The 24,239-nt window shown below is 35.8% G+C and carries 27 protein-coding genes and 1 pseudogene; 24 read left to right on the top strand and 4 right to left on the bottom strand.

What is annotated here, in order from left to right:
- Window position 1 precedes the first annotated feature (1 nt).
- The 3 genes from ABWU33_RS02635 to ABWU33_RS02645 all read right to left on the bottom strand — a co-directional run bounded on the left by ABWU33_RS02635 (window position 2) and on the right by ABWU33_RS02645 (window position 4,887).
- Window positions 2-826: an ATP-binding protein gene (locus tag ABWU33_RS02635; protein ID WP_012482039.1), complete on the bottom strand. Its 825-nt coding sequence runs from the start codon at window positions 824-826 to the stop codon at window positions 2-4.
- Between the two features lie 60 nt (window positions 827-886).
- Window positions 887-1,411 (bottom strand): sigma-70 family RNA polymerase sigma factor, encoded by a 525-nt coding sequence (locus ABWU33_RS02640; RefSeq protein WP_007301868.1) that lies wholly within the window; start codon window positions 1,409-1,411, stop codon window positions 887-889.
- 1,361 nt (window positions 1,412-2,772) lie between these two features.
- The gene (locus tag ABWU33_RS02645; protein WP_264377290.1) at window positions 2,773-4,887 is read right to left on the bottom strand and encodes an AAA family ATPase; all 2,115 of its coding nucleotides are present in this window, start codon (window positions 4,885-4,887) and stop codon (window positions 2,773-2,775) included.
- Window positions 4,888-5,150: 263 nt separating this feature from the next.
- On the opposite strand from ABWU33_RS02645, the gene ABWU33_RS02650 reads away from it, so the two are divergent.
- From ABWU33_RS02650 to ABWU33_RS02700, 11 genes are all read left to right on the top strand, one after another.
- Window positions 5,151-5,600, top strand: a complete 450-nt coding sequence (locus ABWU33_RS02650) for a crossover junction endodeoxyribonuclease RuvC (RefSeq protein ID WP_264377085.1) — start codon at window positions 5,151-5,153, stop codon at window positions 5,598-5,600.
- 120 nt (window positions 5,601-5,720) lie between these two features.
- Window positions 5,721-6,947 (top strand): DNA modification methylase, encoded by a 1,227-nt coding sequence (locus tag ABWU33_RS02655; protein WP_264686022.1) that lies wholly within the window; start codon window positions 5,721-5,723, stop codon window positions 6,945-6,947.
- Window positions 6,944-7,420 carry a hypothetical protein gene (locus ABWU33_RS02660; protein ID WP_264374889.1) on the top strand — a complete coding sequence of 159 codons (477 nt, stop codon included), beginning with the start codon at window positions 6,944-6,946 and terminating at the stop codon, window positions 7,418-7,420. Before ABWU33_RS02655 ends, ABWU33_RS02660 begins: the two co-directional genes overlap by 4 nt.
- Window positions 7,421-7,427: 7 nt before the next feature.
- Window positions 7,428-8,918, top strand: a complete 1,491-nt coding sequence (locus ABWU33_RS02665; RefSeq protein ID WP_264685685.1) for an ankyrin repeat domain-containing protein — start codon at window positions 7,428-7,430, stop codon at window positions 8,916-8,918.
- On the top strand, window positions 8,915-10,744 hold the full coding sequence (locus ABWU33_RS02670; protein WP_264686021.1) for a phage terminase large subunit family protein: 1,830 nt from the start codon (window positions 8,915-8,917) through the stop codon (window positions 10,742-10,744). Before ABWU33_RS02665 ends, ABWU33_RS02670 begins: the two co-directional genes overlap by 4 nt.
- On the top strand, window positions 10,737-10,961 hold the full coding sequence (locus ABWU33_RS02675) for a gpW family protein (protein WP_230609214.1): 225 nt from the start codon (window positions 10,737-10,739) through the stop codon (window positions 10,959-10,961). Before ABWU33_RS02670 ends, ABWU33_RS02675 begins: the two co-directional genes overlap by 8 nt.
- Window positions 10,958-11,656: a glycoside hydrolase family 25 protein gene (locus ABWU33_RS02680; RefSeq protein ID WP_230609216.1), complete on the top strand. Its 699-nt coding sequence runs from the start codon at window positions 10,958-10,960 to the stop codon at window positions 11,654-11,656. Before ABWU33_RS02675 ends, ABWU33_RS02680 begins: the two co-directional genes overlap by 4 nt.
- Window positions 11,650-13,059 carry a phage portal protein gene (locus ABWU33_RS02685; RefSeq protein ID WP_230609218.1) on the top strand — a complete coding sequence of 470 codons (1,410 nt, stop codon included), beginning with the start codon at window positions 11,650-11,652 and terminating at the stop codon, window positions 13,057-13,059. The genes ABWU33_RS02680 and ABWU33_RS02685 overlap by 7 nt, the downstream gene beginning before the upstream one ends.
- A 14-nt stretch (window positions 13,060-13,073) precedes the next feature.
- Window positions 13,074-14,150 (top strand): S49 family peptidase, encoded by a 1,077-nt coding sequence (locus tag ABWU33_RS02690; protein WP_264377306.1) that lies wholly within the window; start codon window positions 13,074-13,076, stop codon window positions 14,148-14,150.
- Window positions 14,151-14,195: 45 nt separating this feature from the next.
- Window positions 14,196-14,567: a head decoration protein gene (locus tag ABWU33_RS02695; RefSeq protein WP_230609220.1), complete on the top strand. Its 372-nt coding sequence runs from the start codon at window positions 14,196-14,198 to the stop codon at window positions 14,565-14,567.
- A 31-nt stretch (window positions 14,568-14,598) separates the two neighbouring features.
- Window positions 14,599-15,603 carry a major capsid protein gene (locus ABWU33_RS02700; RefSeq protein ID WP_264376214.1) on the top strand — a complete coding sequence of 335 codons (1,005 nt, stop codon included), beginning with the start codon at window positions 14,599-14,601 and terminating at the stop codon, window positions 15,601-15,603.
- Window positions 15,604-15,862: 259 nt separating this feature from the next.
- On the opposite strand, the gene tnpA is transcribed toward ABWU33_RS02700, so the two are convergent.
- Entirely contained in the window at window positions 15,863-16,300 is a 438-nt protein-coding gene (gene tnpA / locus ABWU33_RS02705; RefSeq protein WP_265024376.1) for an IS200/IS605 family transposase, read from the bottom strand.
- Between the two features lie 106 nt (window positions 16,301-16,406).
- Here tnpA and ABWU33_RS02710 point away from each other — a divergent pair, with 106 nt between their 5' ends.
- From ABWU33_RS02710 to ABWU33_RS02770, 13 genes and pseudogenes are all read left to right on the top strand, one after another.
- On the top strand, window positions 16,407-16,625 hold the full coding sequence (locus ABWU33_RS02710; RefSeq protein WP_353280981.1) for a hypothetical protein: 219 nt from the start codon (window positions 16,407-16,409) through the stop codon (window positions 16,623-16,625).
- Window positions 16,626-17,123 carry a phage tail protein gene (locus tag ABWU33_RS02715; RefSeq protein ID WP_230609226.1) on the top strand — a complete coding sequence of 166 codons (498 nt, stop codon included), beginning with the start codon at window positions 16,626-16,628 and terminating at the stop codon, window positions 17,121-17,123.
- On the top strand, window positions 17,120-17,593 hold the full coding sequence (locus ABWU33_RS02720; protein WP_230609227.1) for a hypothetical protein: 474 nt from the start codon (window positions 17,120-17,122) through the stop codon (window positions 17,591-17,593). The genes ABWU33_RS02715 and ABWU33_RS02720 overlap by 4 nt, the downstream gene beginning before the upstream one ends.
- The gene (locus tag ABWU33_RS02725) at window positions 17,580-18,044 is read left to right on the top strand and encodes a phage baseplate assembly protein V (RefSeq protein WP_230609229.1); all 465 of its coding nucleotides are present in this window, start codon (window positions 17,580-17,582) and stop codon (window positions 18,042-18,044) included. The genes ABWU33_RS02720 and ABWU33_RS02725 overlap by 14 nt, the downstream gene beginning before the upstream one ends.
- Window positions 18,041-18,287, top strand: a pseudogene (locus ABWU33_RS02730) (PAAR domain-containing protein). Before ABWU33_RS02725 ends, ABWU33_RS02730 begins: the two are co-directional and overlap by 4 nt.
- A gap of 2 nt (window positions 18,288-18,289) precedes the next feature.
- Window positions 18,290-18,625 carry a GPW/gp25 family protein gene (locus ABWU33_RS02735; protein ID WP_264374884.1) on the top strand — a complete coding sequence of 112 codons (336 nt, stop codon included), beginning with the start codon at window positions 18,290-18,292 and terminating at the stop codon, window positions 18,623-18,625.
- A gap of 2 nt (window positions 18,626-18,627) precedes the next feature.
- Window positions 18,628-19,419 carry a baseplate J/gp47 family protein gene (locus ABWU33_RS02740; protein ID WP_230609231.1) on the top strand — a complete coding sequence of 264 codons (792 nt, stop codon included), beginning with the start codon at window positions 18,628-18,630 and terminating at the stop codon, window positions 19,417-19,419.
- A complete protein-coding gene (locus ABWU33_RS02745) occupies window positions 19,419-20,579 on the top strand; it encodes a phage tail protein (protein WP_353280983.1) in 1,161 nt (386 codons plus the stop codon). Before ABWU33_RS02740 ends, ABWU33_RS02745 begins: the two co-directional genes overlap by 1 nt.
- A 168-nt stretch (window positions 20,580-20,747) precedes the next feature.
- Window positions 20,748-21,461, top strand: coding sequence for an ankyrin repeat domain-containing protein (locus tag ABWU33_RS02750; protein WP_353280638.1), 714 nt, complete (start codon window positions 20,748-20,750; stop codon window positions 21,459-21,461).
- Window positions 21,462-21,499: 38 nt separating this feature from the next.
- Window positions 21,500-21,964 carry an ankyrin repeat domain-containing protein gene (locus tag ABWU33_RS02755; RefSeq protein WP_353280636.1) on the top strand — a complete coding sequence of 155 codons (465 nt, stop codon included), beginning with the start codon at window positions 21,500-21,502 and terminating at the stop codon, window positions 21,962-21,964.
- A gap of 4 nt (window positions 21,965-21,968) precedes the next feature.
- Window positions 21,969-22,403 (top strand): DUF2924 domain-containing protein, encoded by a 435-nt coding sequence (locus ABWU33_RS02760; RefSeq protein ID WP_230609237.1) that lies wholly within the window; start codon window positions 21,969-21,971, stop codon window positions 22,401-22,403.
- A complete protein-coding gene (locus tag ABWU33_RS02765; protein ID WP_230609239.1) occupies window positions 22,397-23,887 on the top strand; it encodes a recombinase family protein in 1,491 nt (496 codons plus the stop codon). Before ABWU33_RS02760 ends, ABWU33_RS02765 begins: the two co-directional genes overlap by 7 nt.
- Before the next feature lie 93 nt (window positions 23,888-23,980).
- On the top strand, window positions 23,981-24,124 hold the full coding sequence (locus ABWU33_RS02770) for a hypothetical protein (RefSeq protein ID WP_230609241.1): 144 nt from the start codon (window positions 23,981-23,983) through the stop codon (window positions 24,122-24,124).
- Window positions 24,125-24,239: the final 115 nt, after the last annotated feature.

The following is a 24,239-nucleotide window of genomic DNA, read 5'->3' on the forward strand; positions in this document are numbered from 1 at the left end:
GTTAGTTGTGTGGCATAAATTGAGTAGAAGTAGAAAAGGTTTTAGTTTTGATTTTTGTAAGTAATTTACCTAAATGCGGCTCTTCAACCATATCAAGGCAACCACTACGATCTTTAGCAGGATATCCCCAAGAATTAATAGTATGGCAAACAAAGGAACGTACCTCTGTACCATCATCCTTCTTGATGCTTACCATGCTAATTACTTCATCAACAATACCAGGTATTTCACTGGCAGTTTTAGCTCCTTCGCATTGTGGTAGCCAAGTTGGGCGATTGAAGTCATCTAAATATTGACCTAACGTACCAACTGTAATGATATCTTTATTGGGAATATGTTGAAACTGATTGAGCCAAGCCATCATTTCTTGAGCAAGTAACCCGTATGCAGCTCTCATGTCTTGTTTGCCATTTCTGTCAGAGAAAGCTTCTGGTTGCATTTTTGCCCATAAAAGACATAACCGCGAGGCTACTGTAATACTGTCGATAAAAATACAGCTATATTTAGAGAATTCTAGATCTTTGTACTTACTGAATACATGCTCATAGTGTCTTTGACTATATGCTGAATCAGATTTTAATGCAGGATTAGGTCCACCAATTAGGCAGGCAATATCGCGAGCTTGATTCCAGGTACGAATACTTATAGAATCCCCTTGCCAATCTTGAACAGCAAGTAGCCCAGCTTCAAAATCAAGACAAAGTGTCGGTTCATTCAAAGTTTTAAGCAGACTGGTCTTACCAATTCCATATGGTCCGAAGATTACTATCTTCACACCTGTTACCATTTTTACTCTTTGTTCACTATTTATTATTTTTAAAGTCATAGTTTTATTACCCCTTCATAATATGTAATCGCAAAATGACGACGATTTGTTCAAAAATTTTCATAAATATATTTTGAGATGAGCAAGTTTAGCGCGTATTTGTTCTCTAATGTCATAGATGGTTGTTCTAGATATTCCATGTATTTCTGCGATTTCAGAGATACTATGAGATTCAAGCTGATAACAAATGTCCTGCCAGAGCTTTGGTAGTTTTGAAATTGCTTCGTTTATATCAACACTAGCTGCTACTTTATCTGCAAAATTACTATTTTCATCAATAACATCATCCAAGTCAGTAATATCAACAAATGCTACGCCTGCTTTACTACCACGTTTAGCACAGGATTGTTTGCGTAGAAGGCTTATTGCATGGTTTTTTATGACACTATGAATAAATGCATTTCTACCACTTTCTTCACCATTATACTGGCTTAAATCAGACCAAGTTTCACATAAGAGCTGCTGCTTTATATCTTCAATATCAGAATTAACACAGCATTTATAAGATTTAATTTGTCTAGCACGTTTTCGTATTTGTTTAATGATTGAAGGATCAATACCAGGATATTTATTTTTAGATTGCATATAGCACTCCATGAAAGATTGAAAGGAATAAGGATGAAGGGTTTTAACCTCACTTTGTACGGCATGGGAAAAATTCGTTCCCCCATATGAAAAAATAAAACTATTGATATTCTGGCCTTTTTTCTTGAAGCATCCCCCATGTGAAAAATTTGTTCAGACATGGTTCGGTGAAAAGAAGAAAAATAGGTTGATCCAATAAGATTTCTACTAAAGAATTAAAGATTTTATAAAACTTTTTTAACCCTATAAAGAAAGGTGAATTTTTTTGTCAGGCTTGTAAGAAATTTCTTTACAAACAACAAGCGTTATTGCATAGAGGTGGTATAATTCATTACAGAATCGTCTTGAAACGCAATTGAAGGTCATTTTATTTTTTTCTAAGCATTTGTTTAACCGCTTCTTTCTGGAGCATCTAAAATTCATAGTCCTCTATAATAATTATACCGGATTAGTCACAACTTTTTCCGGAAATTTTTCAAAAAAAGTTTAAATAATTTTAAAATTGGTTCGATAAAGCTCATCAAAAAGACAAAAATGATTAGGCCTTTTAAATCTACTAAAGACTTTGATTTTAAAACTCAGCATGTTTATCCTTCCACTGTTTGTTAGGTTTTTTATGTTCTTTCAAGTTAATTCAGCTTTAAAAAAAATTTCTTTATAACTAAAATAAAACATGATAAAGTTGGGTAGGAATCTTTTGCGAAGTTAAAATGTAGTGTTAATTGCCTTTTAATCGGTTTTAATGTGGTTTATAAGCGTTCTTTAGTTCAAGGTAGTATAATTGACCTTAAAGTCGTAGAATCTTTTAAAAACGCTATTGTCAGTCATTTGTTCTTTTTTATTCAATTTAAATATCTTAGTAATATTTTTGTAGTCTTTTTACTTTCATTAACATTTTATACTGTTTGTAATTTACTATTATTTATATTTATTATTACTTTTATTTATTACTCATATATATTATATAATAATATAAGGGTTTTAGGAACGTAGAATCAGCCATAATGGCCAACTTTAGAGGGGTGCTTTCTAGGAACACTTTTAGGAATAGAGAGTATAAAGTTTAGGTTTCTAGAGGTATTTTTCATTCCTTAATTTCTGATTACTGATTCAGTAACGCAGGAATAGGAACATAATTCAATTATTAGTGGTATGATTTTTTATATATTCTATCAACTTCTAGTTGAAGTTATAATATATAATGTATTCCAATGCTTGTAATAAAAAAATAGGGTAAACCCTCAGATGCTTGAAGAGCTTACCCGTAATTTTATCTACAACTAATTTTGTTATTGGAAAGACAAATAGAACATATTATGAATTTGCTTAAACTCTTCAATTATAGTCAAAAAGGGCTGTTTCTAATTTGTCTTGTTAGAAATGAGATTTGGTATAATACCTTCAGCTCCATGAGTAAATTTTCCAACACCACGAGCAAAAGGGCCTTCTCTAACATCAAGCCATTTATCTTCTCTCGAGCCTGTAGACATTCCTTTTACTAACTTCTTTGTTTGTAGAAGTTCTTGTACTATACGCTCTAGTCTATCTCTCCCTAGACCATGAAGAATATCAGGTAATCTGTGCCGTTGTTTGTATACTCCTGTATTTCCTGTATGAGTGAATGGATGCCCTGCAACAGCAGATCTTGCAATTGCATCAACAAGATACATTTTAAGGTCTTTTTCACTAGCATTTTTACCTTTTAGTTGCACTGTTATATCTTCTAATAGCCCTGTTTCTTGGTTTCTCAGGTAAGTACGTACAGTTCGGTCAGCTAAACCATTTGCCTTAACAACTGCTCCATAAAATAACGCATTCTGTCTTGGAGCTTCTCCTATTGATTGAAAGATCTCTGGCTTAGCTGTACCTTCTACTGGCCAAAAAGCATATGAGCATCTGACACCATTAACAAGAGCAGATGTGCCTCTAATTGCATCACGTGCTTGTTCAGCAGTTAATATAGGCTTTTCTCCTTTTGGTTTTCTCAGATGATGAGCAGTAACTATCGAAGCTCCGGTACTACATGCTAAATCAGACAATAAACACATTAGATAATCTCCTACAGCAGGATCAGCATTTATGTCTGCATGAATAAACGATGCAAGAGGATCAAACACAACTAATTTCAGATCTTTAATTTTATCAAGTTGTTTTATTATAGACTCAAATTCAGGCGAAACTTCAATAATTTTACCACGAATACTTCTCAGTATTGTCAGTGATCCTCTTACGTTTGGTAGTGGTACTATAAACAGCTTATCTTTAAATTTTAATCTTTTACATTCAGGATCAAGACGTTCAAGCCGACGGTGTACCTCGCCTGCATCATCTTCTGCTGAAAAGATTACTACTGATCCATGTTCAGTAACAGGTGAACCAAAACCACATATCTGATCTGTGTCACTTGCAACCTTAAGCGCCAAATCGAGGAGTAGCATACCCTTACCTGTATCTCCCATAGCAGCTACTATTGAAGTAACACCCAAAGGAAATATTCCTTCAACAAGAAACTTTTGCTCTGGTACTGGACCTACAAAACGATCTGCACTCCAGTCTAAAATGTTCAGTGGTGGTCTAATAATTACCTTTTTCAAGTTATTTTCAATGAAGTCAGAAACATTTGTGTTTTCTTGTACATAGTCCGCAGCATCCCAACCTTTTGGTTTACCTTCTGGAATTTTGACTATAGAAAGCGATGCAATACCTAAGCTGAGAAGTTTTGTAGTAGCATTTTCAGCATATTGTTTACCAGGCTCATCGTTATCCGGCCAAATAACAATATGCTTGCCTTTAAGTTGTGACCAGTCAGTTTTGTCCGCATCTGCATTTGCTCCAGACATTGTGGTTGTTGCAGTAATTCCTTTTTCTATTAGTGCTTCTGCGCATTTTTCACCTTCAACAAGAATGATTTTATCAGACTTCAAAATACCAGGGATATTGTATAGTGGTCTTGTATCAGGTGCTTTATAACTCAACGTTTTAACATTAAAAGGCTTGTATACTTTTTTCTTTCCAGGAAAATCAGAACGGTAAACTTTTACAATCACCTGACCATTTTCATCATAATAATTCCAACTGTAGGTAATAAATTTCTCAAAGTCTTCGTCAATGTATTGCTTCTCTGTATATTTTTTGTTATACCCAAGCCACTCAGCTATAGAAGCCATTATCTCATGAAATTCTGTTTTGGAGTGTACTTCTGCCCAAAGATCAATAATATCACCACCTTGATTTGTTGCAAAATCTTTCCAAAGCCCAGCTTTACTACCAGTTAATTCTACTACTAAACTTTTTCCTCGATTACCATGTACATCACCTACATAAAACCTATTACCATGAAAAACCCCATTTGGTAGCAAGTAAGAAAGACAAGATCTGAGATCGGCCAGAAGCCTTAATTTTATGTTCGCTGTTTCTTCTGATGATGGTAGATAACTTTGTGAAATAGTATTGTTGAAATCGCATGAAATATTCATAAATTCTCCATTAAAACTTATCAGGGATTTTTTCTGTTTCCTCATAAGTAATTAATCGCAAAATGAAATGAATTTGTTCAGCGTAATTTGAAAAAACATAAAAAATAATATTTTTTTGAACATTCTGTGAAGTTTTTGCGATATATAATTAGTAGAGGGGTATGAAAGTTTGAAACTCGTAATTTTCACTCCCACTATTTTCAAGAGGTAACTTAAGTGTCCATGTTATTGCTTAGGCTACCTCCAAACAAATATCTTACAGAATGTCAATACTAACACTAGATTTAGGGAAACAAACCGGATGGGCTATTCTACATGATGGAATAGTTCAAAGTGGCAGTGAGAGTTTTCATACTAGTCGTTTTAGTGGAGGTGGCATGGTATTTCTAAATTTTCGTAAGTGGTTGAATGAAATGAAAGAAAAATTTCCAAGTATTGAAACAGTTTATTTTGAGGAAGTGAGAAGACACCTTGGAACTGATGCAGCGCATTGTTATGGTGGTTTTCTTGCAGTTCTCTCTGCTTGGTGTGAAGAGAATCATATTCCCTATCAGAGTGTTCCTGTTAAGACTATAAAACGCTTTATCACAGGCAAAGGCAATGCAAGTAAGAGTGAAGTTATTGAAGCGATACGTGAAAAAGGTTTTTCACCTAGAGATGATAATCAAGCAGATGCTTTAGCTTTGATGTTCTATGTTATGGAAAGATATTAATAAGCTCATAAAAAGTGGGTCCTTTCGGCCATAATGGCGGGTTTGGTGGTGCTGACCCCAGGCCTTCTTTAGCGTCAGAGATATTTTGAATATTAACTTTTTAATTAGTACAGTAATTATATGAATTTAGCAATCCACTATTATCCTACTCAAAATCTCATCGAATATGAGCGTAATCCACGTAAAAATGACGATGTAGTAAATAGAATGTGTGCTTCAATCAGGGAATTCGGCTTTCGTATACCAATAGTTGCAAAAAGCGATGGAACTGTGGTTGATGGTCATTTAAGACTGAAAGCAGCAAGAAAACTTGGTATAGAAAGTATTCCTGTGGTTTTAAGTGATAATTTAAATGAACCACAAACTAAAGCTTTTCGATTACTGGCAAATCAATCAGCTAATTGGGCAAAGTGGGATGATGAGCTTTTGAAAGTAGAAATTCAAGAGTTAGAAGATTTACAGTTTGATCTTAAAATGACTGGATTTGAATTAGAAAAAGTTCAACATTTCCTTGATGATTTAGATAGTGAAAAAGAAGATCTTTCTGACTTAGCTATTGATGACAAAAAAGTAACAAAACCAGGTGATCTTTGGATTTTAGGTGATCATAGAATCTATTGTGGTGATAGCTCTGTAGTTGAATCATATAAAGCGCTGTTAGATGATAAAATGGCAGATATTACTGTGTGTGATCCTCCGTATAACGTAGCATATGGTAACAGTCAAGAGAGAGAAGACAAAAAGATATTAAACGATAATCAAGGTGAAAAGTACGAACTTTTTCTCTACTACATCTGTTCCAATATTTTAGCATATACGAAAGGTGCAATTTACATCTGCACATCATCATCAGAGTTTTCGACGTTGCAAAAAGCATTTGAGGAAGCAGGTGGTCGTTGGTCAACATTTATCATTTGGGCAAAGAATCACTTTACGCTAGGAAGATCAGATTATCAAAGACAATACGAAGCAATGCTTTATGGATGGAAAAGTGGCAATAAACGTGAGTGGTATGGAGGTAGAAATCAAAGTGACCTCTGGTTTTATGATAAGCCAACACATAATACACTACATCCAACGATGAAGCCAGTAGAGCTAATGGAGAGAGCGATAGTAAACAGCAGCAGATCTGGAGACATAGTACTTGATCCATTTAGCGGTTCTGGCAGCACACTGATTGCATGTGAGAGAACAGGAAGAATTTGTAGAACAATAGAGCTAGATTCAAAGTTTGTAGATGTAACGATAAAACGTTGGCAAGTGTATACAGGCAGGGAGGCAATTCTTTCTGGTGCTGGTAAAACTTTTCAAGAGATTCAAGAAGAAAAAAAGGAGCAAAAAAAGTGAAATTAATAACACAAACAGAATGGGCAAGAGAACAAGGATTTTCAAAGCAATATGTCTGTTATTTAGTAAAAAAAGGAATAGTTGAGTTGGAGAATGGTTTGATCAATAGAGAACAGGCAAATGAAGCGGTGGCAGCAATAAGAGATCCAAGTCAACCATTGAGAAGAAAAAACTATTCAGAAAACGGAGAAAAACTTTCCACAATGTTGCTAAAAACGCGAATAAAAAATGAAATGGAACGAGGTAAACTGCTTGAGGCGAAAGCTAAGGCTGAAATAGGAGAGCTTGTAGCAGTAGAGGAAGTGAAAAACGAAGCATTTAATGTAGCAAGAGTTGTACGTAATAATCTGCTTAATATTCCAAATAGAGTTTCAGCGCTGCTTGCATCACTGAGTGACACTGAAAAGATTCATATGGCGCTAACTGAAGAAATTACAAACTCGCTTGAAGAATTATCTAACACTAAATTTTAAATATAAAATGTCTGCTCACTTAAGTTTAGAATTAATAAAGTGCCTCATTAATCAACCTGGATTAGATGTTAATGTTAGAGGATTAAATGGCAAGACACCACTACATTGCGCTATAGAATTTGACGAATTAAGCATGGTGGATCTGCTACTTACGAAGAAGAACATTAATCCTTTTGTAGAAGATAATGACGGCAAAACATCTCTTGATTACGCTAAAGAAGGAAAAAAAGCAGAAATATTAAAAGCGCTAATTAATAATAAATACGGGTCAGAACAAGATAGCTTACTTCATTTAGCTGCAATGGTGGGTGAGGTAAATGCTGTAAGGTACCTAATAAATAGAGGCATCGATGTTAATTCGCGTAATGCAATATTTCATACACCATTACATTTGGCAGCTGGTATTGGACATGTAGAAGTTGTAAAGATTTTAGTCAGAGAAGGAAATGCTGAAATCGAGGTTTTTGATGCACGAAATCAGACACCGATGCACTATGCAGTTAACAACAAAAAATTAGAGATAGTAAAGTTATTACTGGAGCTAGGAGCAGATGTAAATAGCGCACGTGTAGGACAAAATTCAATGAAATTATCACCTATTCATATAGCTGTAAGTAATACTAATTACGATGAAAGAGATTTGTGTCTCGATATTCTCAAATGCTTAATAAAGGAGCCTAATGCTCAAGTAAATTTGCAAGACTACGAAAATAAAACGCCACTACATTACGCTGAAAGACTTAAAACAATAGAGGTTTTACTAACGCGAGAAGATATAGATCCTCTGGTAAAAGACGATAGTGGCAAGACACCATTTGATTACGCTAAACCTGAGATAAAGAAGGCTTTGATAAGTAATAAATACGGTTCTGAAAAGAATAGTCTACTCCATTTAGCTGCACAAAGAGGAGAAATTGAGCTTGTAGAGTCTATCTTAAAAGAAGAAATTGATATTGATATTTCAAATAATAAGAGTCTATCACCGATCTATCTTGCTGCGGAAAAAGGGCATTTACATGTAGTAAAGTTATTGCTGAAAAAAGGAGCAAATTATACACCTGTTTTACATTTAGCAATCAAATCAAACAATTTAGAGTTACTAAAAACTTTATTTAAAGAAAAGAGCATCAAATTACCAGATGAGATAGGCAGATCTGTACCAATTTATTATAGGTGTATGGAGCATAGAGATGCAAAAGTAAGAAAATACAATAGTGCGATCTGTGTTTTTACCTCAGTAAGTGCAGTAGCAATAGCGGTATATATAGGGTTAACAGCAACAACAATAAGCAGTGCAATCATTTTTGCAACAACAACAGGGATATTTGCGATTATTATAGCACTAATGATAAGTGAGATGAGCAGAAGATATATAGAAAACAAATTTCAGAAAAAGATGTTTATGGAGATGGAGAAGTGTAGTTCTATTGTTGAGGAGTGTAGTTCTATTGTTAATGATGTCGAGATAGAACCAGTTATGAGTAGATGCATACAATGATATACGCCACATCTTTTTCTGAAGGTTTGAAACCAGATCCAGAGCTTAAGGTGTCAGAGTGGGCAAATGAGTATCGAGTTTTAGCAGCAACTGCAGCATCAGAGCCAGGAAAATGGAGAACAGAGAGAACACCATACCTTAAAGAAATCATGGATTCACTATCTCCGTCCTCGCCAGTAGAAAAAGTGGTATTCATGAAAGGAGCACAAATTGGAGGAACAGAGGCTGGAAATAACTGGATTGGCTATATTATCGATCAAACACCAGGGCCAATGCTAGTAGTACAGCCAACAGTTGAAATGGGAAAGCGTTGGTCAAAAGGAAGATTTGCGCCACTTATTGAAAGTACACCATGTTTAAAAAGTAAAGTAAAAGACCCAAGATCAAGAGATTCAGGAAATACTGTACAAAGTAAGGAATTTCCAGGTGGAATAGTAGTAATAACTGGAGCAAATAGCAGTGTAGGACTTCGCTCTATGCCAGTAAAATACCTCTTTCTTGATGAAATAGATGCATATCCAGGAGACTCAGGAGGAGAAGGAGATCCAGTACTGCTCAGCATAGCTCGTACCAATACATTTGCACGGCGAAAGATTTTTTTAGTATCAACACCAACGATTCATGGAATAAGCAGAATTGAGAAAGAATTTGAAGCAACAGATAAGAGATATTTTTTTGTTCCCTGTCCGCATTGTAATTACTATCAAGTTCTAAAATGGTCACAAATAAAGTGGGAGAACAATGATGCAAAAACAGCACATTATGTCTGCACTGAATGTAGTGGCAAAATAGAAAATCATCAAAAGACAGAAATGCTTGAACGTGGAGAATGGAGAGCTACAAATCAAACCTCAAGTAACAAAATAGCAGGTTTTCATCTATCAAGTCTTTATAGTCCTGTTGGCTGGTATAGTTGGAATCAAGCAGTAGAGGATTTTCTGCATAGTAAAGAAAGTGAGCAATTGTTAAAGGTTTGGATAAATACAACGCTTGGAGAAACTTGGGTAGATAAAGGAGAAGTACCAGATTGGAAGCAATTATTTAACAGGAGAGAATCTTATCAAATTGGCACAGTACCAAAGGGTGAAGTAGTTCTCACAGCAGGAGTAGATGTACAAAAAGATCGGTTAGAAGTAGAAGTTGTAGCATGGGGAAAAAGCCGCGAAAGTTGGTCAATAGACTACCGAGTATTTGAAGGTGATACTGGAAGAGTAGAAGTATGGGGAAAGCTTTCGGAGCTTCTGAGTCATCATTTTATCGGTGAAAATGGGCTTGAGTATATGATAAGTATGATGGCAGTAGATGCTGGATATGCAACACAAGAAGTATACAATTGGGTAAGAGGCCATCAAGGCTCTGGAAGAGTAATGGCAGTCAAAGGTGTAAATAAAGCACTAGTACCACTTAGCAGCCCAAGTAGAGTAGATATAACAGTTGGAGGGCAAAAGCTGAAAAGAGGAATAAAGCTCTGGCCAGCAGGAGTATCGATATTAAAGTCAGAGCTTTTTCAATTACTTAATGTTTTAAAAGAAGGTGAAGAAGCTCCAGCAGGATACTGTCATTTTCCTGAGTATGCACCTGAATATTTTAAGCAGCTAACAGCAGAGCAATTAGTCAGCAAAGTGGTAAAAGGATATACCAAACAAGAGTGGCAAAAGGTAAGAGAAAGAAATGAAGTACTAGATTGCCGAATTTATGCGAGAGCTGCATCTATTGCGCTTGGAATCGATCGATGGCCAGAGAGTAAATGGAATAGTTTGAGTGGGAAAATGGAAAGTAAAAAACCTAAAAAAGTAAGACAGAGTAAGTGGTTGAAAAATGTATAACGAAGAGTATTTGTTTCAAGTTGAACAAGCAATAAAGAAGCTGCAAAGCGGAGAGCGAGTAGTATCAATTGCATATGGTGACCATGTAGTGAGATATGCTGAAGTGCAAATAAACGATCTTTTAAACTTAAGACAAAGAATCAAGGCTGAGCTCAAGGTTGAAGGTCAAAAACCAAAAAGAAAGATTGTTATTTCAACGAATAAAGGAGTGGTATGAGAAGTTGCATGATAGAAAATGGATACCCAGATTTTCTAGAGCATTTGAGGTATATGATAGCTACCGCTACACCAGGTATGCTTATAAATGCAGTAATAGATTTGTCGCACTGGAATCAGGAGATAGATTTTAGATTAACAAAAGAAGATGGCATAGTAGGCATAATTCACAAAGCCACCCAGGGGGTAAAGTACGTAGATCCTGAATATACAAAAAGGAAAAAAGCCGCTGAAAAAGAGGAATTGCTTTGGGGTGCATACCATTTTGGTGTCGGGGAAAAAAGCGGCAAAGACCAAGCTGAGCATTTTCTCGAAACAATTGGTGATAGTTCAAATATATTGTTAGCCCTTGACATTGAGGAAAACAAAGATGGAAAAAGCATAATGCCAAAACAAGCAGAGGACTTTGTAAATAGGGTCTATTTAGTAACCGGACGTTTGCCGTTAATTTATGGAAGCCCTAGTTTTCTCAAGGATTTTGCCACCCCAACTTTAACAGAATGTCCACTATGGTTAGCAAAATGGGGAACAAAACTGACATTACCAATAGGATGGAGGAACTGGACTCTATGGCAATATACCGACGGTCAAACAGGAGCAAAGCCGCATGAAGTAGAAGGAATCGGAAAATGTGACAGAAACAAATTTAACGGAACTTTGAAAGAATTAAGAGAATTTTGGTTATCAGGATGTTAAAAACCTTCAAACAATTATTTGGCAAGCCAAAAATCAAAAGTTCTGCATGGGATGCAGCAGGCTCAGGAAGAAGGGTAATGTATTGGCAAGGAGAAGCAGGAAGCATAAATAATTTGCTTTCTCAAAGCCTTGAGCACTTGCGTAGCCGCTCTCGTGATATGGTAAGAAAAAATCCATATGCAGCAAATATTATTGATACAATAGTAAGTAACTCTATTGGAACAGGAATAAAACCACAATCAAAAGCAAGGAATGCAGAATTTCGAAAGAAAGTACAAGAATTATGGCTACGTTGGACAGACGAAGCAGATAGCTGTGGAATAAGTGATTTTTATGGATTACAAGCTCTAGTATGCAGAAGTATGATAGAGGGAGGAGAATGTTTTGTACGTTTAAGAACGAGAAGGCTGGAAGATAGATTTTCTGTGCCATTACAACTGCAAGTGCTTGAGTCTGAACATTTAGATAATAAAACAAATCAAACTTTAGGAAATGGTAATGTAATAAGAAGCGGGATTGAGTTTAATAGGCTTGGGCAAAGAGAAGCATATTATTTATTTAGAGAGCACCCAGGAGAAGGCTCATTTGGAGAGTCAGTTAGAGTACCGGCAAATGATGTTTTACATATTTATAGACCATTAAGACCTGGACAAATTAGAGGGGAGCCTTGGCTTTCTAACGTGCTTTTGAAGCTTTACGAACTTGACCAGTACGATGATGCAGAATTAGTACGAAAAAAGACTGCAGCAATGTTTGCAGGGTTTATTACGAGACTTGATCCAGAAGCAAATATTTTAGGAGAAGGTGAAAGTAATGAGCAAGGAGTAGCACTATCAGGTTTAGAGCCAGGAACTATGCAGCTTTTAGACCCAGGAGAAGACATAAAATTTTCAGAGCCGTCTGATGTTGGAGGAAGTTATGAAGCATTCATGAGACAGCAACTGAGGGCAATAGCAATAGGCACAGGGATAACATATGAGCAACTAACAGGAGATTTAACGGGTGTTAATTATTCATCAATCAGAGCAGGACTGATAGAGTTTCGTCGTAGATGCGCTATGCTGCAACACAACATTATGGTATTTCAATTTTGCAGACCAGTATGGAATAGATGGCTAGAGTTAGCAGTACTGTGTGGAGAACTCTGTATAGATGAAAAAGTGGCAAAAGCAGCGAAAGAAGAAGTAAAATGGATACCACAGGGATTTGATTGGGTGGATCCACTGAAAGACCAGCAAGCACAGCAAATGGCAGTAAGGAATGGATTTAAGAGTCGATCGGAAGTAGTATCAGAAATGGGTTACGATGTAGAAGAAATTGACCAAGAAATAGCAGAAGATCAAAAGCGTTCTGATTCTTTCAACCTTTTCTTTGATTCTGATGTCAGGACACAAACAAAATAAATCTCGTTTACTTTATGGAAATTTTACAAACCAACTGGCTATGTAGGCCGATGATGATAGAGCAAAAAAGCTTTGACCTGTTGTCGCTATATAACGGAAAACAACCTATCTTTAAAAACGTAAAACACTATGTAAAGAACAATATAGAAAAGACAGCAATAATACCAATACATGGAATTTTAACCAAAAAACCAGGAGCTTTTGATGATTTTCTAGGCATGACATCGTATGAGAAAATTCAAGAAGAAGTAGAAGAAGCATTATCAAACAAAGATATAGAAACTATTCTGCTTGATATAGATAGTTCAGGCGGAGAAGTAAACGGTTTATTCGACTTGGCTGATTTTATTTACGAATCAAGAGCAAAAAAGAGAATTGTGGCAATAGCAAATGATGATGCGTACTCTGCTGCATATGCTATAGCTTCAAGCGCTGAAAAGGTATTTGTGAGCAGAACTTCTGGTGTTGGCAGTATAGGAGTAATAGCAAGTCATATAGATCAAAGTAGGTTTGATGAAAAGCAAGGTATTAAGTACACCACAATCTTTGCTGGTAGTCGAAAGAATGATTTAAACCCACATGAGCCAATAACGTCTGAAAGTCTGGAAAGCTTACAAAAAGAAGTAGACCGACTATATGAAATGTTTGTGCAGCTAATAGCAAGAAATAGAGGTCTTTCAATTGAAAAGATTCGATCAACAGAAGCAGGTCTATATTTTGGTGAGAAAGCAGTGGAAATAGGTCTTGCAGATGGAGTTACAACATTTTTTGAATTTATTAACAAAGGAGAAAATACTATGAATAAACAAATTACAACTGACCTAGAAATTGATGACCTAGAAACTGATAATTTAACTAAGTATCGTACTGAAATTATTGAATTAATACGTTTATGTAACTTATCACGAATGCCAGAGAAAATAGGAGAATTTATTGAGCAGGGTGTAAGTATTGAGCAAGCAAGGGAAGTTTTAATGGAATTACTTGCAGAGAGAACGAAGAAGACAGAGATACTGAGTGCAATACCACAGAATTTAGGAGAAGATTTGATGATGCAAGTAGCAAGAAGTCGTGCGCAATCAGGTATTTAAAATATTCGCAGTATAATAAAAGTAGAAAGTAAAGGAGAAAATTTTATGAATTGTATAACTGAAACAAATAATTTAGGAGATCTTCTAAAATATGAAGCATCAAATTTATATTCACGAGATCAAATAATTGTTGCCAAAGGACAGAATCTCAAGCTTGGTGCAGTAGTTGCTAAAAAGACTGAAGATGGTTTTATTAGGGTCTTGAATCCAACAGCAACCGATGGCACACAAACCGCAATAGGTGTTATTGCAAGTGATGTAAACGCAAAGGAAAATGCTAAAGGAGTAATTATTGCTCGCGGTGCAATGCTAGCAGATCATGCAGTTGTATGGCCAGCAAATATAACTGAAGAGCAGAAAACTGCAGCAATAAAGCAACTTGAAGGACGAGGGATCATTATCCGCAAGGGAGCTTAAAAAAACTATTAAAAACACAAAAGGGGGAAAAATGCAAAATCCATTTACAAATACAGCATTTAGCATGACGGCACTAACAAATGCGATAAATATATTGCCGATAAATTATGGACGAGTTGAAAATTTAAATTTATTTCCAAGTAGGTCAGTAAGATTTAGACATATTACCATAGAAGAGCGAAACGGAGTATTAAGTTTACTACCAACACAAGTTCCAGGAGCACCAGCAACAGTAGGAAAACGCGGCAAAAGAAAGGTAAGAACATTTACGGTTCCGCATATTCCACATGATGATGTAGTGTTACCAGAGGAAGTACAGGGAATAAGGGCATTTGGATCAGAAAGTGAACTGAAAGCGCTGGCAGACGTAATAACTGACCATTTACAGCTAATGAGAAACAAACACGCAATAACATTAGAGCATTTACGAATGGGAGCGCTGAAGGGAATTATTCTTGATGCTGACGGGTCAGAATTACTAAATCTGTACAACGAATTTGAAATAACACCAAAAATAGTAAATTTTGCCCTTGGAACAGCAACAACAGATGTCAAGCGTAAGTGTCTGGAAGTACTCCGGCATATAGAAGATAATCTAAGTGGTGAATATATGACCGGAATTCATGCCTTGGTAAGTCCTGAGTTTTTTGATGCACTAACTTCTCATGCTAAAGTAAAAGAAGCATATGAGAGATGGCAAGAAGGAGCAGCGCTAAGGAACGATATGAGGTCAGGATTTACGTTTTGTGGAATTACATTTGAGGAATATAGAGGGCAAGCAACTGATCCTGAAGGAACCGTAAGAAGATTTATAGAAAGAGATACGGGACACTGTTTTCCACTAGGAACAGCAAGCACATTTACAACATATTTTGCACCAGCAGATTTTAATGAAACAGTAAATACTCTTGGACAGCCACTATATGCAAAACAAGAACCAAGGAGATTTGATAGAGGAACTGATTTACATACGCAGTCGAATCCATTGCCAATGTGCCACCGTCCGTCCGTTTTGGTAAAAATAGTAACAACATAGTAGAGCCCTCACGTAGAAAACTCTACTTATGGTTTTAATATGTGTTGAGTATGCTAAAAAAATATAAGGATGCAATATATTTTTAGAAGCCTTTAGAAGTGAATTTGAATGAATAGAAAATGGTATGCAGGAAAATGTAAAGAGGTTATTGAAAGATTGTCTTATCCATTTAGGGGAGATAGCTTTATATGACTCAACCACTATCGGCTGAGAGCCGAAAGGTTGGATATAGCGCTGGAAGCGCGGTGAGAAGCTAAAGCTACTCCAATCTTATACTAGATATAGAATGAGGCTGATGTGCATCTGTATGTTTATTGATGTACTCATTAATGACTTCATCTGTGATATGTCCGCTGGTAGCACTAAAGTATCCTCTTCCCCAAAAACGCTTTCCCCAGTACATTTTATTTAGCTCTGGAAATTCTTGTTGAATTTTGCGTGAAGACCTGCCTTTGGCTCTTTGAACAAAATCACTCACAGCTATATGAGGAGGTATTACTACGAATAAATGTAAATGATCTGATGATATTACTCCGTTTTCTATCTTAATCCCCATTTCTTCAGATACTTCTGCTATGATTGTTCGTATTCTCTCCTTCATAGCCTTAGTTAATACTCTGTACCGATATTTTGTAATCCAGACTATATGGTACCTATGATAAAATACAGTGTGTTTTCCTTTGTCATATTCCGTCATAACTATACTTTATAAAGTACAGTTATGACATTGACAAACTAAAGTTTCTCCACCTAGAAGGTGGAGGCTTGTACCATCTTATGGAAAGTCAAAGGATAAGTCATATATGGTACAAGTATTAAAGCAACAGCCAGATAAATTATACGAGATTGGTGAAGGACAATTTGTGGAAGAAACTTTAGCGTTAGAAGTAAGTGCGTTTGATGTGTTAAGGCCAATAGTAGGAGATGTTTTTGTTATAGGTGACCGTAAATATAAAGTATATTCTCCACCGCTGCAAGATAATTCAGGAATGATATGGAAAATTCGAGCGTCAGGAGTATAAATGCGTACCGGTAGTATTATACAAAGTATAGATGCTGAAAGGAAAAAAGTGGAAAAAGCAATGGTGAGTGCATTAAACAAAACAGCAATATGGCTAAAATCAAAAGCAGCTAAGGAAATCAGTGAGGAAAAGAGAATAAACTTAGGTTTGATAAGAAAGAGATTAAGAATTTTTAAGGCGAAAACTAGCAGATTAGAAGTGTTAATTAGAGCAAATCTCTATGACATTAGAGCATCGACAATTGGCAAAATACAAAAAACAAGAAGAGGATCGAAAGTAGGAAAGCATGAGTTTATAGGAGGATTTGCAGCAGTTATGCCAAAAGGAAATAGCGGTATTTTTAAACGTGAAGGAAGAACAGCCCTGCCAATAAAGGAAATTAAGTTGCTACTAGAACCTGAGGCTTCAAGGATAATAGAGAATCTTGTTAATTATGAAGTTGAAAAGGTATTTGAAAAATTCTTCCACCGCGAATTAAGTTACATTACACCTATATGAATTTGCAAGATTTACATCAAGCAATCTGCACTAAGTTAAAAGAAGAAATATCAGCAATACAGACGTGTGAAATTTATCCAGCAATAAGAAAAGAATTAGTAGCGCCAGCGGTGTTTGTGGAACTAGCAAGTTTAGAACCAGGTAAAGATCCAGGTACTGAACAATTAGCTCTAAAAGCAAGATTTGAAGCTAGAATAGTAGTTGATAGCACAATAGAAAATGCTCCTCTCATTGTCAGATCATTAGCTGCTGAGGTTGCAAGAGTAGTGAACAAGAATACCTGGGAAAAGAATGTATCTCCGGCTGAATTTCTTTCTGCAGAGCCTGATGGATTTAGACCCGAATTAGATGCATATTTGGTGTGGATGGTTGATTGGAGTCATCAGCTTCATTTAGGTAAATCAGTATGGGAAGAAGGAAAAATTAAGCCACATACCATAAACGTAGGAAATATAAATGTTGGATCATAGTTTTGCGATTTCAGAGCTGAATAGGAAGCTAGCAAACATTGTACGAATAGGGCTTGTAAAAGAGGTAGATTATGACAAAGCAAAAGTAAGAGTAAAAATAGGAGAACTTTTAACAGATTATTTACCTTGGATAACGAGCAAAGCAGGAAAAGATAGAGATTGGTCTCCGCCAGATATCGATGAACAAGTAATGGTATTTTCTCCTCTTGGTGAACTATCATTAGGAGTAGTGTTAGCAGGAATATATCAGGAAAAATACCCTGCACCAGAGAATAAAAAAGAAATAAATAGTGTAAAATTTCAAGATGGGACAAGATTATTATATGATAAAGAGAAGCATAATTTAGAGATTGAAGTAGTAGACAAAATAACACTTAAGGCTGGGGGATCAAGTATAGAAATGACAAAAAGTGGAATAAAACTGAAAGCAGAAAGGATCGACTTAAATTGAACAAAGGAATAGTGAGGTTAGGAGACTACTGTGGAGAAGCTATACCACATTTCTGCATTAGCGGAAGTAATAATGTTTTTGTAAACGGTAAGTCAATATGTAGACAAGGAGACAGTTTTAGTGAAGGAAGAGCATTAACTGAAGGATCAAAAACAGTGTTTGCAAATGGTCTTAGTGTAGGAAGAGTAGGAGATATGTGGGTTTAAAGTAATAAAAGGCAGTGAAAGCGTTTTTGCAAAATAGAAATGAAGGGTATGGATGCTAAAACAGGAAAAGCGTTAGAAGGAATAGAACACTTAAAGCAATCAATAATTGATATACTGACCACTCCTATTAAGAGTAGAATAATGAGAAGAGATTATGGATCAAGATTATTTGAGTTAGTAGATAAGCCAATAAATAGGGATTTAACTTTGGAAATTTACGCAGCAACTGCAGAAGCTTTGGAAAAATGGGAAAAAAGATTTAAGTTAGAAAAAGTAAAAATAACAGAAGTGAAAGAAGGAAAAGTAACGCTTGACCTAGAAGGATTGTACTTACCAAGTGGAAAAAATATTCGCTTTGATGGAGTTGTGGTATAAAGATGGAGCAGCCTAACATTATTGAGCCACTGAACTTCGAAGAAATTCTGTCTCGGATGAGGGAAGAGTTGGTGAAGCGTGACGCAAGTTTTACAGCATTAGTTGAAAGTGATCCAGCGATAAAGATTCTGGAGGTAGCAGCATGGAGAGAACTTTTGCTCAGACAAAGGATAAACGAAGCTGTAAAGGGTAATTTACTTAAATTTGCGATAGGAGAAGATCTTGATAATTTGGCTGAATTTTATGGAGTAGAGAGAGAAAAAGAAGAAGATGACGAACGATTTAGAAAGAGGGTAAAAGCAAAAGTAAAAGGCTGGAGCACATGTGGGAGCAAGGAGTATTATAGGTATTATGCACTGTCAGCAGATAGTAGAGTAAAAGATGCACTAGTGGAATCACCTATACCAGGGAAAGTACAAATTTCAATCTTATCAACACAAACTGGCATAGCGTTAGAAGAGCTACTTGAAATTGTAAGAAAGCAAGTTACTAGAGATGATATAAGGGTTTTAACCGATACAGTAACAGTGATAGGTTGCAATATTACGGAAGTAGATATCCACAGCAGAATGAGCATAAGTCCTTTAATATCAGAGGAAGAAATCAAGAAGCAGTTTATTGAGAAGTTTGAATTAGCAAAAAGATTAGGATGGAATGTAACAAGATCTTGGATAATAGCAAACCTATTTGTAGAGGGTGTAGAGAATGTAGAATTAATCGAGCCAAAAGAAGATGTTGTGGTGCTAGGTAATGAGTGTGCTGCTTTAAGAAACTTAGAGATTGAGTTGAATTAATGTTATTGCCACCAAATGCAACAAAACAGGAAAAAGCGCTAGTAGATGCAACGGATTATAAAGTTGATCCAAGTTGCATCAGAGGGTTTAAGTTTAGTCTTAAAGAAGAAACATTGCCGTGGTTGATTGAGGAATATGAATTGGGGGAGATACTACGCTGGGTAAAAGATAAAAGAAGAGCGATAGTAGAAGGAGTAAAGTTTCAAAGACTGAGAGGAACCCCAGAATCACTCAAAATAGCACTAAAATGGGCAAATATAGAAGATATTACAATTATCGAAGAACCACCTGGAAAACATTTTTTTGAGCTGCAAATTGGAATAAAGGATGTGCCAAATGACTTTTTTGTAGATGCAGTTGTAGAATTGGCAAAGCTGTCATTACCAGCAAGATCAAGGCTAATGAGGATTTTCAATGACCACTACAACATTGATAGGTTTATTTTAGATGAAAGCTTTTTTGGAAGTTTGTTATCGGATTACTCGGGGATAAAAATTGAAAAAGATGGACCAGTACTGTCATTCGGTAGAAAGAACACATTTGAGCTAAAAAGCTTAAATCCAAATTTTAAGTTTAGCACTTTTCGGATTCATTATGAGCAAGCATTTAGTAATGACATATATCGGTTGAATGTAGCAGTGCTTGGGGAAACAGAGCCTCACACAAAGGATTACAAAGGCATTTATGAAAGAAGTCATCAGTGGTATAACTTAAAAGCCCTGTATCCTCTAACTCAAAGCTTATTACCGTCGATTAAATTTGCAAAAGCGCAGATTGTACTGTCAGATAGCTGGAAATTAGGAGAAATAAATAGCTGTTTTCCGGTTGGTAGAATAGAAGAAGAAGGAAATAAATTTGTATTGGGAAACGATAAACTTTCAGGGCAACGTTGGAATTTAAAACACAAGCCAATTTTAGAAAGGTTTAGCGTTACTCACCACTACAAAATAGAAAATTATACAGATCAGAAGGTCAGAAAATATGTTTTAGCAGAACACAACATTTACTATAAAAACGACTTATATTCAGAGCAAAAAGACTCAATACACGAATTAGAAAAGCACATTTTAGTGTTTTACCCGGGAGTACTGAAATGGCACGAACATCGACATTTGCACAGAAGTTGGAAAAATAGTCAAGTAATATGTCTAATAAGTTAAGTATTTATATTTAGATCCTCATATATTATATTAATAATAGGTAAAAGTGTATGAAATAAAAAGAAAAGGACTTGCTTTCTCATGCTAAAAAGGACATGACTTGAATAGCGGCAGGTAAATATAAGAAATTTGTCTGGCGCTAGAAAAGCTAATTTTATGAGGTATGAAATGAGTTTTAGCAAGAGTAAGTTTTTTAAAGAAGTATCAAGTAACGGATTTAAAAATATTAACAAAAAAAATGAAGAAGGAGAGACGATCTTGCATCAAGCAGTAGAAATCTCTGATTACAAAACAGTGAGATTATTAATAAAAAAAGGATCAGAGGTAAATGCAAGAGATAAAAAGGGTTATACACCACTACACTGTGCAGTATTTGCGAAAAGCTTAGAAAATGTAAAAGTGTTGCTAAGGTCGGGAGCGGAAGTAAATGCCACTCAATATGTCACTGGATGTACGCCACTACACTCTGCGTGCAAAATAGGAGGAGTTGAAATAATAAAAGAGCTAGTAAAAGCAGGAGCTGAGGTTAATCAACTGAATAAATATGGTGCAACACCAATGTATTACATTTGGGAAAGTGAAAAGTATTGCCTATGTGATAGCAAAGAAAGTGAAAAGGCGAGCAAATTTCTGAGAGAAAAAGGTGGAGTAACAAAAAGTAGAGAACTGACGTGCTATGGAATAGAGAGGCTAGTGGGAGAAATAGCAGACATGTTGAATGGAAGCTACATGCCGGAGCTAAAAATAATAGAGATAGGAGAAATAAGGAAGAGAGACAAATCACTAATAAAGGAAGAATGTGAAAATTTAGCAAGCAAAATAATGAGCCAAGTAAGTGAAATGATAGATGAGGTAGAAAATGTAGTAGGAAGAAAGGCTTAAAAAGGGGACTTGATTTTAAAGAAAAGGTGAGGTGGATTATGTTAAAGCTTGGCAAATTTAATAAGTCAGCAGAAGAATTATTAGAGAACTCACATGAAAATATTTATGCAAGAGACGAGAAGGAACTGCATTATGCGGTAGACGCAAAAACAGTGAAGTTATTAGTCGAAAAAGGAGCGAATGTGAATGCTAAAGATATAGAAGGACACACAGCACTGCACCTAGCGGTAACGGAGAAACGTCTAGAAATCGTGAGGGAATTGATAAAATCAGGAGCAGACGTAAATGCTGAGGAATATGGAAATAAATGCATACCTCTACACCTTGCGTGCATGGTAGGTGAAAAAGAAATAGTGGAGGAGCTAGTGAAAGCTGGAGGAGAAATAGAGCAAGCGGATAAATTTGGAATGACAGCGATGGATTATGCGAAAAATAGCAAAAAGATAACCGAGGTATTAAAGAAAGAAACAGACAGAATTGAGAAGCTATTTATGAAGGGCTAAAAATATGGAGAAAGAAATAGAAAAGAAAGTAATGAATTTAGAGAAAAAACCTTTGAATGAGCTGAGAAAAATATGGAAGAAGGTATTTGTGGAAGAAGCACCTAGATACTCAAAGAAATATCTGATACCAAGATTAGCTTATAGAATGCAGGAAAAAGCGTATGGAGAAATGTCAAGAAAGGGGACAAAAAGACTAGAGTATCTGGCAGATCGGCTAGAGAAGGGAAAAAGAATAAGTAGCGATAAATTACCAGTAGAAGGAACAGAATTAATACTAGAGAGAGGAGAAGAGACGCATGCGGTAATGGTGACAGATAAGGGTTTAATCTACCGAGAAGAATTTTTCACGTCATTGTCAGCAGTAGCAGGAAAAATAATGGGAATGAGCTACAATGGGCCGCTTCTATTTGGAATGAGAGATAAGGAGAAAGAATGCTGAAAGAGGTAAGATGTGCGATATATACAAGAAAATCAAATGAGGATGGTCTCGAGCAGAAGTTTAATAGCCTTGATGCCCAGCGAGTAGCATGTGAAAAGTATATAAAGAGCAAAGAAGGCTGGGTAGCATTGGCAAAAAAGTACGATGATGGAGGATATTCAGGAAAAAATTTAGAAAGACCAGCGATAAAGGAATTATTTGAAGATGTCAGAGGAGGAGAGATAGACTGTGTAGTAGTATATACACTAGATAGGTTATCAAGAGAAACAAAAGACAGCATAGAAGTAACGTCATTTTTTAGAAGGCACCGAGTAAATTTTGTAGCAGTAACACAGATATTTGACAATAATACGCCAATGGGAAAATTCGTACAGACAGTATTATCAGGAGCAGCACAACTAGAAAGAGAGATGATAGTAGAGAGAGTAAAAAATAAAATAGCAACATCAAAAGAACAAGGTTTATGGATGGGAGGAACTTTACCGCTTGGGTATGATGTAAAAGATAAGGAATTAATAATAAATGAAAAAGAAGCAAAAACAGTGCAGCATATATTTGAAAGATATTTGGAGCTGAAGTCAATGGCAGAGTTGGCAAGAGAGTTAAACAGGGAAGGATACCGAACAAAAGCAAAAACGGATATCTTTAAAAAAGCAACGGTGAGAAGAATAATAACAAATCCAATATATGTGGGAAAGATAAGACATTATGACAAACAGTATGAGGGAAAGCACGATGCGATAATAGAAGAGGAAAAGTGGAAAAAAGCACAAGAATTGATAAGTAATCAACCGTATCGAGGAGTAAAATATGAGGAAGCGCTACTAAAGGGAATAATTAAATGTAAGAGCTGTGATGTAAATATGACGCTGACATACTCAAAAAAAGAGAATAAGAGATATCGATATTACGTATGCAACAATCATTTAAGGGGAAAGGGTTGTGAATCAGGAAGCCGAAATGTAATAGCAGGAGAAGTAGAAAAAGAAGTAATGAAGAGAGCAGAAGATTTATATGAAAAATGGGGAGAAAAAGCAGAAGAATGGAAAAATTTAAGTTTTGGAAAGCAGAAAGAAGTAGTGAAAAAGTTAATAAAAGGAGTAATGATAAAAGAAGATGGAATAGAGGTGAGTTTAGAGGATAAGGTGGAATTTATACCAATAAAAAAGAAAGGAAAGAAATGCACAGTAACTGAGCCAGAAGGCAAAACAAACAATGCACTACTGAAAGCAGTGGTAAGAGCCCATCTGTGGAAACGGCAACTAGAAGAGGGAAAATATGCAAGTGTAGGAGAGCTGAGTGCCAAAATTAATATAGGTACAAGACGTATACAACAAATTTTAAGGTTGAATTATTTAGCACCAAAGATTAAGGAAGACATAGTAAATGGGAGACAGCCAAGAGGTTTGAAGCTATCTGATTTGAAAGAAATACCGATGTTGTGGAGCGAGCAATTAGAGAAATTTTATGGATTAGCATCTTAATTTACAAAAGCAACGGGAGATTGAAAAGAGTATGTGCAAGAAGGAGCTGCTACAAAGGGCCATGCCAAAAGATATTGAGATTGATGTAAGTCGATGTTACAAAATCAATTATGCGAAAATATTAATATAGATGATGAAGATTTTAGCATACTAGATGCAACAGTGGTAGACAATGTATACAATTTAGCTGCATATTTTAATAGTATAGCTTTTCTTATAGTAGTCCGAACAGGGTAAGATATGTGTTTATGGCTATAGTAGGCCAGTAGCATATTATGATTTATTTGGATTATTGTGAAAAGAGCTATAGATCTGGAAAAAAAATTCTGTAAAAGGTCGGCTCAGCCAATCG

Source organism: Wolbachia endosymbiont (group B) of Cyclophora punctaria (assembly GCF_964028235.1).
Lineage (GTDB): Bacteria > Pseudomonadota > Alphaproteobacteria > Rickettsiales > Anaplasmataceae > Wolbachia.

Bases quoted from the DNA above. Each gene is read 5' to 3' on its own strand.
- ABWU33_RS02700 (WP_264376214.1), top strand. From the start codon at position 14,599: ATGCAAAATCCATTTACAAATACAGCATTTAGCATGACGGCACTAACA.
- ABWU33_RS02765 (WP_230609239.1), top strand. From the start codon at position 22,397: ATGCTGAAAGAGGTAAGATGTGCGATATATACAAGAAAATCAAATGAG.
- ABWU33_RS02720 (WP_230609227.1), top strand. From the start codon at position 17,120: ATGAATTTGCAAGATTTACATCAAGCAATCTGCACTAAGTTAAAAGAA.
- ABWU33_RS02725 (WP_230609229.1), top strand. From the start codon at position 17,580: ATGTTGGATCATAGTTTTGCGATTTCAGAGCTGAATAGGAAGCTAGCA.
- ABWU33_RS02770 (WP_230609241.1), top strand. From the start codon at position 23,981: ATGTTACAAAATCAATTATGCGAAAATATTAATATAGATGATGAAGAT.
- ABWU33_RS02710 (WP_353280981.1), top strand. From the start codon at position 16,407: ATGGTACAAGTATTAAAGCAACAGCCAGATAAATTATACGAGATTGGT.
- ABWU33_RS02665 (WP_264685685.1), top strand. From the start codon at position 7,428: ATGTCTGCTCACTTAAGTTTAGAATTAATAAAGTGCCTCATTAATCAA.
- ABWU33_RS02645 (WP_264377290.1), bottom strand. From the start codon at position 4,887: ATGAATATTTCATGCGATTTCAACAATACTATTTCACAAAGTTATCTA.
- ABWU33_RS02680 (WP_230609216.1), top strand. From the start codon at position 10,958: ATGAGAAGTTGCATGATAGAAAATGGATACCCAGATTTTCTAGAGCAT.
- ABWU33_RS02750 (WP_353280638.1), top strand. From the start codon at position 20,748: ATGAGTTTTAGCAAGAGTAAGTTTTTTAAAGAAGTATCAAGTAACGGA.
- ABWU33_RS02655 (WP_264686022.1), top strand. From the start codon at position 5,721: ATGAATTTAGCAATCCACTATTATCCTACTCAAAATCTCATCGAATAT.
- ABWU33_RS02675 (WP_230609214.1), top strand. From the start codon at position 10,737: ATGTATAACGAAGAGTATTTGTTTCAAGTTGAACAAGCAATAAAGAAG.
- ABWU33_RS02715 (WP_230609226.1), top strand. From the start codon at position 16,626: ATGCGTACCGGTAGTATTATACAAAGTATAGATGCTGAAAGGAAAAAA.
- ABWU33_RS02670 (WP_264686021.1), top strand. From the start codon at position 8,915: ATGATATACGCCACATCTTTTTCTGAAGGTTTGAAACCAGATCCAGAG.
- ABWU33_RS02745 (WP_353280983.1), top strand. From the start codon at position 19,419: ATGTTATTGCCACCAAATGCAACAAAACAGGAAAAAGCGCTAGTAGAT.
- ABWU33_RS02760 (WP_230609237.1), top strand. From the start codon at position 21,969: ATGGAGAAAGAAATAGAAAAGAAAGTAATGAATTTAGAGAAAAAACCT.
- ABWU33_RS02685 (WP_230609218.1), top strand. From the start codon at position 11,650: ATGTTAAAAACCTTCAAACAATTATTTGGCAAGCCAAAAATCAAAAGT.
- ABWU33_RS02690 (WP_264377306.1), top strand. From the start codon at position 13,074: ATGGAAATTTTACAAACCAACTGGCTATGTAGGCCGATGATGATAGAG.
- ABWU33_RS02735 (WP_264374884.1), top strand. From the start codon at position 18,290: ATGAAGGGTATGGATGCTAAAACAGGAAAAGCGTTAGAAGGAATAGAA.
- ABWU33_RS02695 (WP_230609220.1), top strand. From the start codon at position 14,196: ATGAATTGTATAACTGAAACAAATAATTTAGGAGATCTTCTAAAATAT.
- tnpA (WP_265024376.1), bottom strand. From the start codon at position 16,300: ATGACGGAATATGACAAAGGAAAACACACTGTATTTTATCATAGGTAC.
- ABWU33_RS02640 (WP_007301868.1), bottom strand. From the start codon at position 1,411: ATGCAATCTAAAAATAAATATCCTGGTATTGATCCTTCAATCATTAAA.
- ABWU33_RS02755 (WP_353280636.1), top strand. From the start codon at position 21,500: ATGTTAAAGCTTGGCAAATTTAATAAGTCAGCAGAAGAATTATTAGAG.
- ABWU33_RS02650 (WP_264377085.1), top strand. From the start codon at position 5,151: ATGTCAATACTAACACTAGATTTAGGGAAACAAACCGGATGGGCTATT.
- ABWU33_RS02635 (WP_012482039.1), bottom strand. From the start codon at position 826: ATGACTTTAAAAATAATAAATAGTGAACAAAGAGTAAAAATGGTAACA.
- ABWU33_RS02740 (WP_230609231.1), top strand. From the start codon at position 18,628: ATGGAGCAGCCTAACATTATTGAGCCACTGAACTTCGAAGAAATTCTG.